Origin of the sequence: Marinobacter sp. DUT-3 (assembly GCF_050379435.1) — a bacterium.
Classification (GTDB): Bacteria; Pseudomonadota; Gammaproteobacteria; order Pseudomonadales; family Oleiphilaceae; genus Marinobacter.
Genome location: NZ_JBNRMG010000005.1, coordinates 192,390 through 207,819, shown reverse-complemented (window position 1 = coordinate 207,819; position 15,430 = coordinate 192,390). Strand labels below are relative to the sequence as shown.

16 protein-coding genes are annotated in these 15,430 nt (G+C 58.5%); 9 read left to right on the top strand and 7 right to left on the bottom strand.

What is annotated here, in order from left to right; all coding sequences use genetic code 11:
* Nucleotides 1-120: 120 nt before the first annotated feature.
* From putA to ACQUWM_RS11430, 4 genes are all read left to right on the top strand, one after another.
* Nucleotides 121-3,750, top strand: a complete 3,630-nt coding sequence (gene putA / locus ACQUWM_RS11445) for a bifunctional proline dehydrogenase/L-glutamate gamma-semialdehyde dehydrogenase PutA (protein ID WP_428922230.1) — start codon at nt 121-123, stop codon at nt 3,748-3,750.
* A gap of 145 nt (nt 3,751-3,895) precedes the next feature.
* Complete coding sequence (gene efpL, locus ACQUWM_RS11440; RefSeq protein ID WP_406987000.1) at nt 3,896-4,462, top strand: elongation factor P-like protein EfpL; 567 nt, start codon at nt 3,896-3,898, stop codon at nt 4,460-4,462.
* A gap of 70 nt (nt 4,463-4,532) precedes the next feature.
* Nucleotides 4,533-4,898 (top strand): thiol-disulfide oxidoreductase DCC family protein, encoded by a 366-nt coding sequence (locus ACQUWM_RS11435; RefSeq protein WP_428922229.1) that lies wholly within the window; start codon nt 4,533-4,535, stop codon nt 4,896-4,898.
* Nucleotides 4,899-5,054: 156 nt separating this feature from the next.
* Nucleotides 5,055-5,804, top strand: coding sequence for an NAD(P)H-dependent oxidoreductase (locus ACQUWM_RS11430; RefSeq protein ID WP_428922228.1), 750 nt, complete (start codon nt 5,055-5,057; stop codon nt 5,802-5,804).
* A 70-nt stretch (nt 5,805-5,874) separates the two neighbouring features.
* Here the strand turns inward: ACQUWM_RS11430 and ACQUWM_RS11425 are convergent, their stop codons facing one another.
* On the bottom strand, nt 5,875-6,300 hold the full coding sequence (locus ACQUWM_RS11425; RefSeq protein WP_406999404.1) for a GFA family protein: 426 nt from the start codon (nt 6,298-6,300) through the stop codon (nt 5,875-5,877).
* A gap of 197 nt (nt 6,301-6,497) precedes the next feature.
* On the opposite strand from ACQUWM_RS11425, the gene ACQUWM_RS11420 reads away from it, so the two are divergent.
* Nucleotides 6,498-6,989: an acyl-CoA thioesterase gene (locus ACQUWM_RS11420; RefSeq protein ID WP_406986997.1), complete on the top strand. Its 492-nt coding sequence runs from the start codon at nt 6,498-6,500 to the stop codon at nt 6,987-6,989.
* Nucleotides 6,990-7,026: 37 nt separating this feature from the next.
* Here the strand turns inward: ACQUWM_RS11420 and ACQUWM_RS11415 are convergent, their stop codons facing one another.
* The 3 genes from ACQUWM_RS11415 to ACQUWM_RS11405 form a co-directional block, all read right to left on the bottom strand.
* Complete coding sequence (locus ACQUWM_RS11415; RefSeq protein WP_406999402.1) at nt 7,027-7,605, bottom strand: DUF2845 domain-containing protein; 579 nt, start codon at nt 7,603-7,605, stop codon at nt 7,027-7,029.
* Complete coding sequence (locus ACQUWM_RS11410) at nt 7,583-8,290, bottom strand: lytic transglycosylase domain-containing protein (protein WP_428922227.1); 708 nt, start codon at nt 8,288-8,290, stop codon at nt 7,583-7,585. Before ACQUWM_RS11410 ends, ACQUWM_RS11415 begins: the two co-directional genes overlap by 23 nt.
* A 142-nt stretch (nt 8,291-8,432) precedes the next feature.
* The gene (locus ACQUWM_RS11405; protein WP_406999399.1) at nt 8,433-9,134 is read right to left on the bottom strand and encodes a pseudouridine synthase; all 702 of its coding nucleotides are present in this window, start codon (nt 9,132-9,134) and stop codon (nt 8,433-8,435) included.
* Between the two features lie 151 nt (nt 9,135-9,285).
* Between ACQUWM_RS11405 and ACQUWM_RS11400 the strand changes: the two genes are divergently transcribed.
* Nucleotides 9,286-10,188, top strand: a complete 903-nt coding sequence (locus tag ACQUWM_RS11400; RefSeq protein WP_406999397.1) for a DMT family transporter — start codon at nt 9,286-9,288, stop codon at nt 10,186-10,188.
* A gap of 122 nt (nt 10,189-10,310) precedes the next feature.
* Entirely contained in the window at nt 10,311-11,192 is an 882-nt protein-coding gene (locus ACQUWM_RS11395) for a diacylglycerol/lipid kinase family protein (protein WP_428922226.1), read from the top strand.
* Here ACQUWM_RS11395 and ACQUWM_RS11390 read toward each other — a convergent pair.
* On the bottom strand, nt 11,184-11,666 hold the full coding sequence (locus tag ACQUWM_RS11390) for a DUF4112 domain-containing protein (RefSeq protein ID WP_428922225.1): 483 nt from the start codon (nt 11,664-11,666) through the stop codon (nt 11,184-11,186). The genes ACQUWM_RS11395 and ACQUWM_RS11390 overlap by 9 nt on opposite strands.
* Nucleotides 11,667-11,751: 85 nt before the next feature.
* Between ACQUWM_RS11390 and ACQUWM_RS11385 the strand changes: the two genes are divergently transcribed.
* On the top strand, nt 11,752-12,432 hold the full coding sequence (locus ACQUWM_RS11385) for an NAD-dependent epimerase/dehydratase family protein (protein WP_406999393.1): 681 nt from the start codon (nt 11,752-11,754) through the stop codon (nt 12,430-12,432).
* Nucleotides 12,433-12,454: 22 nt separating this feature from the next.
* Here ACQUWM_RS11385 and ACQUWM_RS11380 read toward each other — a convergent pair whose 3' ends face one another.
* Both ACQUWM_RS11380 and ACQUWM_RS11375 read right to left on the bottom strand, forming a co-directional pair.
* Entirely contained in the window at nt 12,455-14,125 is a 1,671-nt protein-coding gene (locus tag ACQUWM_RS11380) for a GMC family oxidoreductase (protein ID WP_428922224.1), read from the bottom strand.
* Nucleotides 14,126-14,213: 88 nt separating this feature from the next.
* Nucleotides 14,214-14,492, bottom strand: a complete 279-nt coding sequence (locus ACQUWM_RS11375) for a SelT/SelW/SelH family protein (protein ID WP_406999389.1) — start codon at nt 14,490-14,492, stop codon at nt 14,214-14,216.
* A 142-nt stretch (nt 14,493-14,634) separates the two neighbouring features.
* Here ACQUWM_RS11375 and ACQUWM_RS11370 point away from each other — a divergent pair, with 142 nt between their 5' ends.
* Nucleotides 14,635-15,429: a substrate-binding periplasmic protein gene (locus tag ACQUWM_RS11370; protein ID WP_406999388.1), complete on the top strand. Its 795-nt coding sequence runs from the start codon at nt 14,635-14,637 to the stop codon at nt 15,427-15,429.
* The last annotated feature ends 1 nt before the right edge of the window (nt 15,430 follow it).

The following is a 15,430-nucleotide window of genomic DNA, read 5'->3' as shown; positions in this document are numbered from 1 at the left end:
TAATAAAAATACAGATAACAAAAAAGACAAAATATCATGCCGGCACGGTTTTAACAGAGAAACAGACTTTGTTGATCCCGGTAGAATGCGAGGCAGATAAACAACTAAGAGGGTACAACTATGAGATCGCAGCAGTCAGTGACTCCCGCACTTATCGATAGCAGGCAGGCCATTCGTGACTACTACCTGGCTGACGAATACCAGGTGATTCGTGAGTTGATTGCTGGTGCTCAGTTGTCCCAGGCGGAGCGGGACGCCATCTCCGCCCGCGCCGCCGACCTGGTGCGCGGGGTCCGCAAGAACGCCAAGTCCACCATCATGGAAAAATTCCTGGCGGAATACGGTCTTACCACCAAAGAGGGCGTTGCCCTGATGTGTCTGGCGGAAGCGTTGCTGCGCGTGCCGGACAACATGACCATCCATGAACTCATTGAAGACAAGGTTACCTCCGGCGCCTGGGGCGCCCATATCGGCAAGGCGTCCTCACCGCTGATCAATACCGCCACGGTCGCCCTGCTGATGACCAGCAACCTGCTCAGGGATTCCGAGCGCCACACCGTGGGCGACACTCTGCGCAAGCTGCTCAAGCGTTTCGGTGAACCGGTGATTCGCACCGTGGCCGGCCAGGCGATGAAGGAAATGGGCCGCCAGTTTGTCCTGGGTCGTGACATCGATGAAGCTCAGGACGAAGCCAAAGAGTATATGGCCAGGGGCTACACCTATTCCTACGACATGCTTGGTGAAGCGGCCCGCACCGATGATGACGCCAAGCGCTATTTCGATGCCTATTCCAACGCCATAGACAGCATAGCCAAAGCCTGCGAAGGCGATGTGCGCAAGAATCCGGGGATTTCTGTCAAACTCTCCGCGCTACTGGCCCGTTACGAGTACGGTAACAAGGAGCGGGTCATGGACGAGTTGCTGCCTCGCGCCCGCATTCTGGTGCGGAAGGCTGCCGCGGCCAACATGGGCTTTAATATTGATGCCGAGGAGCAGGATCGCCTGGATCTGTCCCTGGATGTGATCGAAGCGCTGGTGTCTGACCCTGAGCTGGCCGGTTGGGACGGTTTCGGCGTAGTGGTGCAGGCCTACGGCAAGCGTGCGGCGTTTACGCTGGACTGGCTCTACGGGCTGGCCGAGAAATACGATCGCCGTTTCATGGTTCGCCTGGTCAAGGGCGCTTACTGGGACGCGGAAATCAAGCGGGCCCAGGTGATGGGCCTGAACGGCTTCCCGGTCTTCACCCGTAAGGCGTGCAGCGATGTGTCTTTCGTCTCCTGCGCCACCAAATTGCTGAACATGGCCGATCGGATTTACCCGCAGTTCGCGACCCATAACGCCCACTCGGTATCCTCGATACTTGAACTGGCAAAGGTCAAAGGCGTGGATAGCTACGAATTCCAGCGCCTGCACGGCATGGGCGAATCCCTGCACGACGAGGTGCTGAAAGTGAGCGGTGTTCCGTGTCGCATCTATGCGCCGGTCGGCCCCCACAAAGATCTGCTGGCCTATCTGGTCCGCCGTCTATTGGAGAATGGTGCCAACAGTTCGTTCGTGAACCAGATTGTTGATACCCGCATTACGCCGGAAGAAATCGCCAAGGATCCGATCCTCAGCGTGGAGGAAATGGGCAGCAACATTTCCAGTAAGGCGATTGTGCATCCGTTCAAGCTGTTCGGGGAACACCGCCGCAACTCCAAGGGTTGGGACATTACTGATCCGGTGACTGTCGCTGAAATCGACAAAGGGCGTGACGCTTACCTGGATCACCGTTGGAAAGCAGGTCCGGTGATTGCCGGCGAGGTCGCCGGTACCGAGGTCCAGGTTGTGCGCAATCCGGCCAATCCGGACGATCTGGTCGGGCATGTAACCCAGGCTTCCGATGCGGACGTGGACACGGCTATTACCGCTGCTGCAGCAGGATTCAGTAGCTGGTCCGAAACACCCGTTGAAGAGCGGGCTGCATTAGTACGCAAGGTGGGTGATCTATATGAAGAGCATGCGTACGAGCTGTTCGCGCTGACCACCCGTGAGGCCGGCAAATCCCTGTTGGACGCGGTTGCCGAGATTCGCGAAGCGGTGGACTTCGCCCAGTATTACGCCAATGAGGCCGTCCGCTACAAGGGCAGCGGTGATGCCCGTGGCGTGATGTGCTGTATCTCGCCGTGGAACTTCCCGCTGGCCATCTTCACCGGCCAGATTCTGGCCAACCTCGCAGCGGGTAACACCGTGGTTGCCAAGCCTGCAGAGCAGACGTCTCTGCTGGCAGCGCGGGCGGTGGAACTGATGCATGAAGCCGGTATACCACACGATGTCATTCAGTTGCTGCCCGGCACGGGCGCGACCGTCGGGGCCGCGCTGACCGCCGATTCGCGGGTTGCCGGCGTGTGCTTTACCGGCTCCACGGCAACGGCCCAGAGCATCAACAAGATGATGACGGAAACGATGGCTCCGGATGCTCCGCTGGTGGCGGAAACCGGCGGCCTTAACGCCATGATCGTAGACTCCACTGCGCTGCCGGAGCAGGTGGTGCGGGATGTGCTGGCCTCCTCCTTCCAGAGCGCGGGCCAGCGTTGTTCGGCCCTGCGCATGCTCTACGTGCAGAAAGACATCGCCGATAACCTGCTGGAGATGCTTTACGGCGCCATGGAGGAACTGGGCATTGGCGATCCCTGGTTGCTGTCCACGGATGTGGGCCCGGTCATCGATGAAAACGCCCGCAAGAAAATCGTTGATCATTGCGACAAGTTCGAGCGCAATGGCCGGCTGCTCAAGAAACTCCCGGTTCCCGACAAGGGGCTTTTCGTTTCGCCGGCGGTACTCAAGGTCAGCGGTATCGAGGAGATGGAAGAAGAGATCTTTGGTCCGGTGCTGCATGTGGCTACCTTTGCCGCGAAAGATATCGACAAGGTGGTGGATGACATTAACGCCAAGGGCTATGGCCTGACGTTCGGTGTTCACAGTCGGGTTGACCGCCGCGTTGAACGGATCTCAAGCCGGATCAAGGTGGGCAACACCTACGTCAACCGCAACCAGATTGGTGCCATCGTCGGCTCCCAGCCGTTTGGTGGTGAAGGCCTGTCCGGGACCGGTCCCAAGGCGGGTGGTCCGCAGTACGTTCGTCGCTTCCTGAAAGGGGCAACGGTTGAGCGCCCGGCGGACGCTGGCGCCAAGCCAGTTGATATCAAGAAGCTTGAAGGGCTGATTGGCAATCTGCGTGACATGAAAGCGCCGGCCCCGGAGGCCCGGATCGAGGCAATGAAGCCGATCTTCGGGGAAGTTCCAGAGCCGCTGGATGCCCATGCCGAAGAGTTGCCAGGCCCAACCGGCGAGCTTAACCGCCTGTCCAATCACGCCCGTGGCATTGTTCTGTGTCTCGGCCCGGACAAGCAAACCGCATTGGAGCAGGCCACGATGGCGTTGTCGCAGGGCAATAAAGTGGTTGTGATCGCACCTGGCGTGAACGACACCGTAAACCGTGCCGCCGAGGCCGGTCTGCCTATCGTCGGTGCTGAAGGATTGCTGGAACCCGAGGCGCTGGCGATGGCACGTGGATTCCAGGCGGTGGTGAGCTGTGCCGAACAGTCCCTGCTGGGGGAATATCGCCAGGCACTGGCGAAACGTGACGGCGCGCTGTTGCCGTTGATCACGGAACATACCCTGGACCAGCGGTTCGTGATTGAGCGCCACCTTTGCGTGGATACCACCGCTGCCGGTGGTAACGCCAGTCTGATCGCTGCCTCCGAGTAAACGACCCCCGCCAATAGTGAGTCGTCCCAGGGAAGGGGCGGCTCACATTTCCTGACCGACCACACCGATCGTTATCGCATGTCGCCCGACATCGTGGTATATCAGCAGCTTTGTTTTCCCATTTATTGTTCCGGAATCCGAAGACATGCCAAAAGCCAGTGAAATCAAGAAAAATTCAGCCGTCGAGTATGAAGGCAGGGCCTATTTCGTAAAGGACATCGAGCGCTCCGTTCCCCAGGGGCGTGCCGGTGGCAGCCTGTACCGCATGCGGATGTACGATGTGGTCAATGGAAACAAGATCGACGAGACCTTCAAGGACTCGGACATGCTGAACCTGGCCGACCTGGTTCGCAGACCGGCGACCTTTTCCTATTCCGATGGCGATGAATTCGTCTTCATGGACAGCGAAGACTTCACGCAGTACAGCCTGAACCGCGAGTCCATCGCCGAAGAACTGCTGTTTATCAGCGAGGACACCCAGGGACTGATGGTGATCCTGGTGAGCGACGCCCCGGTCGCGCTGGATCTGCCGCCGACGGTGGACCTGGAGATTCTGGAAACCGATCCTTCAGTCAAGGGCGGTTCGGCAACGGCGAGGACCAAACCAGCGACATTGTCGACCGGGCTGGTGATCCAGGTGCCCGAACACATTTCCACCGGCGACAGAATCAAGGTGAATGTGGAGGAGCGCAGGTTCCTGGGACGTGCTTAATCTGATTTGATAGAACCGCCATCCGGAACTGATAATGGGTGTAGCGTCAGGTTTCCTGAAGGAGGCGACTATGACAACCGCTGCCGGCAAACTGGTGGTTTTCTATGATGGCTCCTGTCCTGCCTGCATCAAGGACCGCCGCTGGTACGAAAAGCTGGCGGGCAAGACCGGGGAATCCGTTGAGTGGCTGGACATTACCGGGCGTGACGATGAGTTGCGCCAGGAGGGTATCGATCCCGACAAGGCCCTCAGGGAGCTGCACGTCAAGGACGACCGGGGCAGGGTACACCGGGAAATGGATGCCTATATCCTGCTGATGTCACGTGTGCCCGTACTGAAGCCCCTGGCGTGGTTGATTGGCTTGCCGGTAGTTCGGCCCTCCCTCGCGTGGCTGTATCATCGATGGGTGGCCAAGCGCCTCAGCAACAGCCAATAGTCGGATCCCCGCCACCCACCTCAGATCCGGACAGGTAAGCAGCCATAGCGGCCGCGTTGTTCGCTCATGCAAAGATAATTCTCAGTTTTATGGAATTCCTGTGTTGCTGTGAACAACTTAGGCTGTTCACACATGGATGCAACAGGGAGCCCTGGGATGAAAGTCTTGATTGTTCTCGCCCACCCCGAGCGGTCGTCCTTCAATGGCGGTCTGGCCGACGTTGCTGTGTCGAGACTACGTAAGGCCGGGCATGAGGTTGAGCTGGATGACCTGTACGGTGAAGGGTTTGATCCGGTGGAACATGCTTCTCACTATTCCCGGCGGGTTGATGACAGCTATTTTGCGCCGTTGACCGAGCAAAGAGCTCATTATGAGCGAGCCCTGCTACCGGCGGATGTTCAGCGGGAAATCCGCCGCCTGGAATGGGCGGATCTGGTGATCTTCCAGTTTCCCCTGTGGTGGCATTCCCAGCCGGCCATCCTGAAGGGCTGGTTCGACCGGGTGCTGGTCTATGGCGGAATGTATTCCGGCAGCAGACGCTATGATCGCGGCCATTTCCGGGGCAAGCGCGCAATCTGTTCGGTAACGGCGGGCTCTCCGGAGCAGGCGTTCCAGCCCTTCGGCAGGGCCGGCAACATGGTGGAATGGCTATGGCCGATGCACTCCTCGCTCTATTACGTGGGATATGAGGTGCTGGCGCCACAGGTTAGCTATGGCGTTCAGGGTGGTGGTATCCGTTATCAGGATGAGCGGGTATTCCGGGATCGCCTGGAGGCCATGAAAGATGTTTGGGCAAACCGGTTACCGGGGTTGGCCAACGAGTCAGTGATCCCCTTCACTGGCTGGGATGACTGGGATGAAGATGGCATGCTGCAACCGACGAATTCGTTGCGCTGGCGGTTGTGACGCGACAAAAGGTCGAAGGCCGGGGATGGGGCGTCTACCCCGGACCGGGATGTCTGGTCCGGGGTAATGGTTACTCGGGCAGGGTCTCGCCCGAGCCGCCCATCTCAGCCGGCACGTCCTTCATCTTGGGCAGGCCATCACGGATGGGTAATACGGATTCCTGGTAGTGCACGTGCAGCGCCGGTTTGAACTCCAGGTCCGGCAGATTGGCCACGTATACGTCCACCAGGTTCATGGCCGGGTGGTCGGTAAAGACATGTCCGCCGCATTTCTTGCACCACTTGCGGTAGCTCTGCTCCGTTAGGTGGAAGGTACCAATCTGATCCTCGCCGGCCAGTACTTCGAAGTTGGTGGGTGGCCACAGGGAAAAGGCGTTCACCGGGCCTGCTGACCATCGCCGGCAGGAATCGCAGTGACAATAGCCCATGGCTGCGGGCTCACCGCTGACCTGAAATTTCACTTCACCACAGAAACAGCTGCCTTGATGCTGGTTCATGACGTTCTCCCTCAGTTACCTGGATGCGGAGCACTCCCATACATGCCGTTATCAATGGGGTTAAAGTTAATATCCCAGAGGCGTTCGGTTGATGTAAATACTTCGAAAGTGCCGATATCGGCCCATTGCCAATTAGCGCTGTTATCTACGGGAGCGTTTCAGTACGCTTGGCAACTTGGTCCACACAGGAGGGAATCATGCCCAGTACCGACTCCAAACCCGTTTCCGCATCCGCCATTGAAAAGCATGTCTATAAAGTGTTTCCCAACGACATGAACTCCCACAACACAGTGTTCGGCGGAATGATCATGGCCAAGTGCGATCGCCTGGCATTGGTCGTGGCGGAGCGCCATTCGGCCCATGTCTGTGTGACCGCCGCGGTGGACTCCATTCACTTCCGGGCGCCCGCGAAGGGGAACGACACTCTGTTGTTCAGCCTGGCCCTGAACCGAAGCTGGGGGTCGTCCATGGAGATCGGCGCCAGAGTTGAGGCTGAGAACAGCTATACCGGGGACGTGCGGCATATTCTGTCTGCGTTTTTCACCTTCGTGGCGCTGGATGAAGAGGGCAAACCGGTGGATGTGCCGCAGGTTATTCCTGAAACCGATGAACAGCAGCGTCGGTTCGATAATGCCGAAATCCGACGCAAAGGACGCCTGCAGACCCGGGAGAAGCTTTCCAGTCGCTGACCGGTGTGCATCGGCCCGCGGTATTGGCGACGGTTGGTTAATGGGGTTTTTTGGTGGACTCCACATCAATCACCCGGCCGTTGCGCAGAGTGATCACCCGGCGGAATTGCGTGTTGCTCAGTTCGTATAACCATTCCTCGACGGGCACGGGGTAGCTCTCCGCGGCCAGACCGGAGCCGGCACGGTGGGGAGTCACGACCTGCCAGGTCACCTGTCTGGACAATGGGTCGCCACAGCGGGCCATCACTTCGAATTCGCTGATTCCTTCCTGCAGGGCGCCGGTAGTGCAGGGGCCGGCATTATCCGGGTGAAAACCATAACCCAGGCTGTCTTCCCGGCGGAGCTTGCCGTTCCGGAAAACCAATCGACGAATGAAACTCTGGGGGCCGCGGTTGTAGTACCAGTGCTCTTCGGTTTGCACGACTCCCAGCCCTGGCACGACAGCCTGGGGATATTGTGCAATGTAATCCGGCTGGCCGCAGCGTTCTTCCACTTCAATGGTCCAGTCGCCCTGGCTGACCAGGGCATTGCCGCAGCGAAACGAGGCGCTGGCCGGGCTGATGGCCAGCAATAAGGCGAGAGCGGCAATGATCTTAGTTGCGAGCGTAACGTTCATGGAGAATACCTACTCGTTCAACGTAGGCGCGGGTTTCCGCGTACGGCGGGATGCCGCCATGGCGACCGACAGCGCCGGGGCCGGCATTGTATGCTGCGGTGGCCAGTCTGGTATCACCGTCGAAACGTTTCAGCATCTGCGCCAGGTAGTTGACCCCGCCTCGGATATTTTCGGCAGCGTTCATGGCGTTACTGACCGCCAGATCCCTGGCCGTGGCCGGCATTAACTGCATCAGTCCCTGGGCGCCCTTGGGGGACACTGCACCGGCGTTGAAGGCGGATTCAGCATGAATGACGGCGCGAACCAGTGCCGGATCTATCTGGAACTGCCGCGCAGCCGCCTGGATCTCATCACGGTAAGGCTCGCGGTAAAGCGGCGTGGTCTGCCAGTTCACCTTCGAATTGGGGTTGCAGGCATAGCAGTGGAAGCGAATGACATCAAAATCCGCCCCTGCCGGCCGGTTGCCGCTGTAGGCGACCACGCCATTTTTATCCTGATACCGATAGACCACCTCATTCTTACTGGAAGCGCGTCGTTGTTGTTCACCACCCTTAACATTAGTGTATTCCACCGTGCCGTCGGGGTGAACTATGCGTTTCACGCTGCCACCAACGACTGGTTGGGACAATAGGGCCAACAATAGGGTTACCAGTAATGGTGGGCAGAGAAGATTACTGCTCGTCATTGTGAACTCATGAGAAACCTGAACGGACAACTGTCTGATAACCGTCAGTATACGTCGTTGTGGCACGGAAGAAACGTAACGATAAGTGTCGATATTCGCAAATGTGATGGGGTCTCCAGTCATTGTATTTGCACAGCTAACCTTATCTGCAGGGGATCGACTGAGTTTCTTGCTGATTCAATGCGCGGTACTCTCCCGGTTGAAGTTTCCCGTCGAGGGCTATGGCCCCCATCCGCTCCCGGTGCAGGGAGGTCACCCGGTTACCCACGGCATGGAACATTCTTTTCACCTGATGATAGCGCCCTTCGTAAATGGTCAGTCGGGCGTTGGTGGCATCCATCTGTTCAATGTGTGCAGGTGACGTTGTCAGTTGTTCGTATTCAAACCAGATGCCCTCGGCAAAGCGTTCCTCGGTTTCCGGAGATATGGGGTGTGCAGTGGTCACCCGGTATACCTTGGGAATCCTGATCCGGGGTTCGGTCAGTTCCCTGGACCAGGTACCGTCGTTGGTCAGTATCAGCAGGCCGGTGGTGGCCCGGTCCAGGCGCCCCGCGATATGCAGGCCTGCCCGCAGGTCCGGGGCAATCAGGTCCAGTACCGTGGGGTGGACGTCGTCCTCGGTGGCACTCAGGTACCCGGCGGGTTTGTTCAGCATCAGGTAGCGGGCCTGTGAGCCTTGCTGGATGATATTGTCATCAACGGCGACGGTGGCGAACCTGTCCACATCCAGAGAGGCGTCGGTACATACTTCGGCATTCACCGTAGCACGGCCGGCGGCAATCAACGCATTGGCCTGCTTGCGGCTGACGCCGTTCTGGTTGCTTAGGATTCGCGAAAGTTTCATGGCGTGAATGATAACGGGTTGGCCCGGGGCAGGACAGGGTCATGAATTCATGACTGTGATGGTGGTAAAGCCCGTTACCTGTATCTGTATTGATTGGCTGCTAACTTTTAAAGTGGCTGTATTCTGGAATCTTTTGCCTGGGTGAATCGTCATGCGTTCAGTTTTCTTTACCTTTCTGGTGCCCGCGCTGTTTGTCTGGTTGTGGAGTACCGGATTCATCGGGGCCAAGTATGGCCTGCCGTATGCTGAGCCGTTCACGCTGCTGTTGATCCGCATGCTGTTCACTCTGGTGCTGTTGGCGGGGCTGGCCTGGCTGATGAAAACACGCTGGCCGGGATGGCGGGCTGCGGGTCATCTGGCTGTTACCGGGCTGCTGGTCCACGGCTGTTATCTGGGTGGTGTGTATTACGCCATTCAGGGTGGTATGCCGTCGGGCATTGTGTCTCTGATTGTCGGGCTGCAGCCGCTGGTTACGGCGGCTGCAGCAGTAATTGTTCTGAAAGAAGGTGTTTCGGGGCGGCAATGGCTGGGGCTTGCCTTCGGGCTCGTTGGCGTCACGCTGGTGTTGCTGGAGAAGTTTGTCGGTGGTGAGGGCACTACCTCGGATTTCCCGTTATGGACGCTGGTCTGGGCCGGGTTCTCCCTGGCAGGGATATCCCTGGGAACGGTGTACCAGAAACGCAACGGCACCCAGGCGGACCTGGTGGCGGGCACGCTTATCCAGTACAGCGCTGCGGCGGTGTTTTTTGCCGTAGGGGCTTTCACGCTGGAAACCCGGGAGGTGGAATGGGCGCTTCAGTTGCAGCTATCCATGGCCTGGCTGGTGTTTGGTGTATCCATCGGCGCCATCCTGTTGCTGATGTGGCTGATCCGCCAGGGCGCGGCCTCACAGGTGGCCAGCCTGTTTTACCTGGTGCCGCCGGTGACCGCGCTGGAGGCCTTCTGGCTGTTTGACGAGCGGCTGGGCCTGCTGGCCATGGCAGGTGGCGCCATCTCCATCACCGGGGTGGCTCTGGTGGTTACCCAGCGATCGGGAGCACGGTCCCGGCGATAAGGACCGGTTATCCAAACCGTAACCTGGAATTGCGGCGCACACAGGCGCTCCGGGTTATCTTTTGATAGGGCTTCATACGGAAAACCGTTGGGGTATAGCAACCTCTGGCAGGGAGCAATCGAATGACCTATTGGCTGGTGGCAAATCCCAGGGCCGGCGATGGCCAGCGGGGTCGTGATTTCTGGTTGGTGCAACTGGCGGACGCCGGTATTCACGATCCGACCTGTTGTGACTTTGAGCATGACGACTGGGCCAGGCAGGTGCAGCCCGGGGATGTGGTCATGGTAGCCGGCGGGGATGGTTCGGTGAATATGGGCGCCCGGCTGTGCCTGGAGCATGACGCCACGCTGGCGGTGCTGCCTTCCGGCACCGCCAACGATTTTGCCCGCAACCTGGGCTTGCCGGAGGCGCCGGATGCTCTGTGCGCCCTCATTCGCAACGGTGAAAGCCAGCGTGTTGATGTCGCAGAATTCAATGAGCAGCTGTTTCTGAATGTGGCGCATATCGGCTTGGGGACGGTGCCGGTTTGCCAGTCTGACGACTCCCGGAAGAAACTGTGGGGCCGGTTCAGCTATGGCGTGGAGCTGTTGCGAAAACTGAGGGAACAACGCGGGTTTCATGCAGAAATTCGATGTGACAACGGATATGTCCGTGGCCGCTGGTTGTCTGTTGCGATAGCTAATGGTGCTTTTTTTGGGGGTGGCAATGAGGTTCCGGATGCTTCAGCCAACAGCGGGCGCCTGGATGTGATCGCGGTGAAACCCCGCCCGCTGCTACAACTGCTGCTGAGCTTTGTTCTGCTGCAGCTGAACCGGCAGTCCCCCCGGCGTACCAGCACGGTGATCCACCTCAAGGGGCAGCGTTGCCGTGTGACTACCCGTCAACCCAAGACGGTGACCGCGGATGGGGATATTGCCGGGAAAACACCGCTGAACGTGGTGTGCCGGGCGCAATGCTTGTCAGTGATTGGCGCTACCGTAGTGGCTGCCGCGCCGTCATCCTAGAATCAACGGCGCCACCAGTCCCGTCAGCACGGCCAGAAGGATGACCAGGAAAACCAGTTGCATCCAGGGAAAGCGGGGTTGCGGTTCCGTGTTCAGCTCCTGTTCCAGATACTCCCGCAACAGGCGTGTATTGCGGGTGTTTGCTTTGTAGACGATATCAAAAGCATCCCCCACCACAGGCACCATGCCACCGAACGTTTCAATCAGCATGTTCTTGACCATATGCGCCTTGACGCGTTTGCTGGCGCCGGCCCGCTGCGCTTCCACCAGAACATACAGCGACAGCACCAGGCCGATGAGGTCACCCACTACGGGCAGCAGGCCGATAATGGGATCGAGGCCGAGACGGATCCGGGTAAACGGAATCCGGATGGCGGTGTCGGTGATCCGGGAAAACTTGTCGAGGCGGACAAGCGTTGCCTGCTGTCTGGCTTTCAGGTCGGAATGGCCGGTGGTGGTTTCCCCGTTGGGCATGTCAGGTTAATCCTCGAAAATTCTTGAGTGTGGAGTGAGGTAGAATGTTAGCCTTCTGCAAAGATGGATGCGAGGACTGCGGAAAATGACAGCGATCACGGTTACGGTTTTGGGTGCAACAGGTCTCACCGGCGGCAAGGTGGTGGACGGGTTGCTGGCGAGGGATGAGGTGACCTCTGTGGTGATGCCCGTGCGGCGGGCAGCCGACAGGCAGCATCCGAAACTGATGCAGTGGGAGGTGGATTTTGACCGGCTGGATGACCACGCGGATCTGTTTAAGACCGACGTTATTGTCTGTTGTCTCGGCACCACTATCCGCAAAGCCGGTTCCCAGCAGGCGTTTCGTAAAGTGGATTACAACTATCCCCTGAAAGCGGCGGAGCTCGGGCGCTCCCAGGGTGCACGGGCGTTTGTGCTGATGTCCGCGATTGCGTCTTCGTCATCCTCGACGGTGTTCTATAATCGCGTAAAAGGAGAGCTGGAAGACAGTGTCAGCGGTCTTGGCTACCCTTTGCTGTCGATCTATCGCCCCAGCCTGTTGCTCGGGGATCGCAAGGAACACCGTACCGCCGAGGCCCTGGGCATGAAGGCCATGCCCCTGATTAACCGGGCACTGTTCGGGCCGCTGGAAAAGTACCGTGGCATTGAGGCTGATACCGTTGCCCGAGCTATGGTGAACGAGGTCTGTGGGCTGTCATTGACCTCGGATGGCGAGGGCGCGGTCCGGATTCATGAGTATCCGGACATCGTTGCCCTGGCAGAATAGAGCCTTCTCCTTGCTGGCAGGCTTATTTGCCGGCCAGTATCCAGGCGGCGGCTTTCTCCGCGATCATCAGTGTGGGTGAGTTGGTGTTGCCACTGGTGATGGTGGGCATGACACCGGCATCCACTACCCGCAAACCGTCGACCCCGCGAACCCGCAGATGGGAATCCACCACCGCCATGTCGTCATCGGCCCGGCCCATGCGGGTTGTGCCCACGGGATGGAAGATGGTGGTGCCGATGTCTCCGGCCAGGCGTGCCAGTTCGTCGTCGGTCTGGTACTGCATGCCGGGTTTGTATTCTTCCGGCTGGTACCTGGCAAAGGCCGGTTGTTCGGCGATGCGGCGGGTGACCCGCAACGAATCGGCGGCTACCTTGTGGTCTTCCGGGGTGCTCAGGTAGTTGGGGGCGATGGCCGGCGCTTCACGGGGATCGCGGCTGCGAATGCGCACCGTGCCCCGGCTGGTTGGATTCAGGTTGCACACGCTGGCAGTGATGGCCGGGAAATCGTGCAGAGGCTGACCGAAGGCATCCAGGCTTAGCGGTTGTACGTGGTACTGGATGTTGGCGTAATCGTAGGCATCGGAGCTGCGGGTGAAGGCGCACAGTTGGGACGGCGCCATGCTCATGGGGCCGGAGCGTTTGAGCAGGTACTCAAGACCGATTTTCGCCTTGCCGATCAGGGAGCCGGCCATGGTGTTGAGTGTGTTGGCGCCATGGACCTTGTAGACCGAGCGAATCTGCAGGTGGTCCTGCAGGTTTTCACCAACACCGGGCAAGTCCGCGACCACCGGAATATTGTGCTGGCTGAGCAGCTCCGCCGGGCCAATGCCGGAGAGTTGTAACAGTTGCGGGGAGCCAATGGAGCCTGCGGAAAGGATGACTTCTTTCGACGCCATCGCGATGGTTTCACCCTTTGCTGGTCGGGCAATACGAACACCGGAGCATCGTGGCTGGCCTCTCGTGCCGGTTTCCATTGTCAGGCCAAGGACCTGGGTTGAGTGCCATACCGTGAGGTTTGGTCGTTTGGCGGCACTTCGAAGAAATGCCTTGGAAGTGTTCCAGCGCCAGCCGGCGCGCTGGTTTACCTCGAAATAGTCGACGCCCTCATTGTCGCCACGGTTGAAATCCCGGGTGCGGGGAATGCCGGCCTGCACAGCGGCCTCGGCGAAATCCTCCAGCACCTGCCATTTCAGTCGCTGATGTTCTACTCGCCACTCACCGCCATGGCCGTGGAACCGGGCGTGGTGATCGTCGGCATCTCCGCCGGTATCGAGCCGGTAATGATCTTCGTGGCGCATGAAGTCCGGCAGGCAGTTGTCCCAGCGCCAGGCGTCGTCTCCGGTCACGTCCGCCCAGTGATTGTAGTCGCGGCGCTGGCCACGGATATAGAGCATGCCGTTGATGCTGGAGCAGCCGCCGAGGGTCTTGCCTCGCGGATAGATCAGCGAGCGGCCGTTAAGGCCGGGTGATGGCTCGGTTCTGAAGCGCCAGTCGGTACGGGGGTTATCAATGCAGTAGAGATAACCCACGGGGATATGAATCCAGTGGTAGTTATCCCGCCCGCCGGCTTCGATCAGCAGTATCCGGTAGTCTGGGTTGGCGCTGAGGCGATTGGCAAGCAGGCAACCGGCGGTGCCGGCACCCACAATGATGTAGTCGAAGTGTTCTGGAGCTGGTTTTGTGCTGTCGTTCATGCCGTATAACCAGGGTATTTTTGTTGTAATGGCCACTGGTTTTGTAGCGTATATCGCGGCCAATTACACCCTGGCTTAGACTAATTCCTCAGGCTTTTTTGTCGGAGTGACCGAGATCCCGTTGCGGATTGATTTCATCCCGGACCAGTTGCTTGAGCTGCTTGATCTCCGGGAAGCCTCCCTGTTGCTCCCGCGACCAGATTTGCTTACCGTTTACCCAGATCTCGAAAATGCCACCGGAACCGGGGTGCAGTGTCAGCTCATCCAGTTCGCCTTCAAAGGTAGTCAGCAGTTCCTGGGCCATCCAGGCCGACCGCATCAGCCAGCGGCAGCCTGTGCAGTAGTGAATATCAACGCGATTGGTCATGACTCTCCACAATGTTTTCGGGATTTAGTTTGCTTTTGCATAGATACGTTTTGTCACAGACTTTTATGGGCTGAACGGTAATCATAGGCATCGGCCAACAGACTCCAACAACATTATCAGAATCGCCGATAAGGACACGAGTATGTCTACCCTGATCACCACACTCATCGCAAGGATGCTGAAAGGCACCGTACCTGGCTTTGTTGTGCTCAGTGCCGTCATCCTGAGTACGGGCACAAGTGCTGCCGAGCGCCTTTACATCTTTACGGAAAACTATCCGCCATACAATCAGGCGATATCCGGCAAAGGCTACGCCCACAGCGAAGACGAGATTACCGGTATTTGCGCTGAAATGGTGAAGGCCATGCTTGCCCGGGTGGACTATGAGTACGTGATGAAAATGCGGGACTGGAGCTATGCCTACAATTGGATCCAGGGACGTGAAAATCACGGGTTGTTCTGTACCGCACGAACCGATAAGCGTGAAGACCAGTTCCAATGGGTAGGGCCGTTGGCACCGATCAAGTGGACGTTGTTCGCTGCGCCGGGATCGGATATCACGCTGGATTCCCTGGAGGATGCCGCAAACTATCGCATTGCCGGCTACAAGGGCGATGTGATGTCTAATTATCTGATCAGCCAGGGATTTGAGGTAATCATGAGTGTCTCCGGGAATGTTAACCCCCGCCGGCTGGAGCTGGGCGAGGCTGACCTGTGGGTAACCGACGGACTTGTCGGTCCGCTGGTTGCGGAAGAGGAACACGGTATCAATGGCCTGAAACCCGTCCTGGTCTTCCGTGAAACGCCCATGTACCTGGCGATGAGTAACGAAACGTCACCTGCGATAGTGGCAGCCCTGCAGGCGGCTCTTGACCAGGCGCGTGAGGCGGGGGAGCTTGATCACCTGATCCGTCAGTACCAGCCGCAAGTGGAGTGAT

Coding starts and splice junctions, on each gene's coding strand:
- ACQUWM_RS11390 (WP_428922225.1), bottom strand. CDS start 11,666: ATGCCCAACGGGGAAACCACCACCGGCCATTCCGACCTGAAAGCCAGA.
- ACQUWM_RS11425 (WP_406999404.1), bottom strand. CDS start 6,300: ATGAACCAGCATCAAGGCAGCTGTTTCTGTGGTGAAGTGAAATTTCAG.
- ACQUWM_RS11420 (WP_406986997.1), top strand. CDS start 6,498: ATGCCCAGTACCGACTCCAAACCCGTTTCCGCATCCGCCATTGAAAAG.
- ACQUWM_RS11430 (WP_428922228.1), top strand. CDS start 5,055: ATGAAAGTCTTGATTGTTCTCGCCCACCCCGAGCGGTCGTCCTTCAAT.
- ACQUWM_RS11370 (WP_406999388.1), top strand. CDS start 14,635: ATGTCTACCCTGATCACCACACTCATCGCAAGGATGCTGAAAGGCACC.
- ACQUWM_RS11435 (WP_428922229.1), top strand. CDS start 4,533: ATGACAACCGCTGCCGGCAAACTGGTGGTTTTCTATGATGGCTCCTGT.
- ACQUWM_RS11405 (WP_406999399.1), bottom strand. CDS start 9,134: ATGAAACTTTCGCGAATCCTAAGCAACCAGAACGGCGTCAGCCGCAAG.
- ACQUWM_RS11410 (WP_428922227.1), bottom strand. CDS start 8,290: ATGACGAGCAGTAATCTTCTCTGCCCACCATTACTGGTAACCCTATTG.
- putA (WP_428922230.1), top strand. CDS start 121: ATGAGATCGCAGCAGTCAGTGACTCCCGCACTTATCGATAGCAGGCAG.
- ACQUWM_RS11395 (WP_428922226.1), top strand. CDS start 10,311: ATGACCTATTGGCTGGTGGCAAATCCCAGGGCCGGCGATGGCCAGCGG.
- ACQUWM_RS11415 (WP_406999402.1), bottom strand. CDS start 7,605: ATGAACGTTACGCTCGCAACTAAGATCATTGCCGCTCTCGCCTTATTG.
- ACQUWM_RS11400 (WP_406999397.1), top strand. CDS start 9,286: ATGCGTTCAGTTTTCTTTACCTTTCTGGTGCCCGCGCTGTTTGTCTGG.
- ACQUWM_RS11385 (WP_406999393.1), top strand. CDS start 11,752: ATGACAGCGATCACGGTTACGGTTTTGGGTGCAACAGGTCTCACCGGC.
- ACQUWM_RS11380 (WP_428922224.1), bottom strand. CDS start 14,125: ATGAACGACAGCACAAAACCAGCTCCAGAACACTTCGACTACATCATT.
- efpL (WP_406987000.1), top strand. CDS start 3,896: ATGCCAAAAGCCAGTGAAATCAAGAAAAATTCAGCCGTCGAGTATGAA.
- ACQUWM_RS11375 (WP_406999389.1), bottom strand. CDS start 14,492: ATGACCAATCGCGTTGATATTCACTACTGCACAGGCTGCCGCTGGCTG.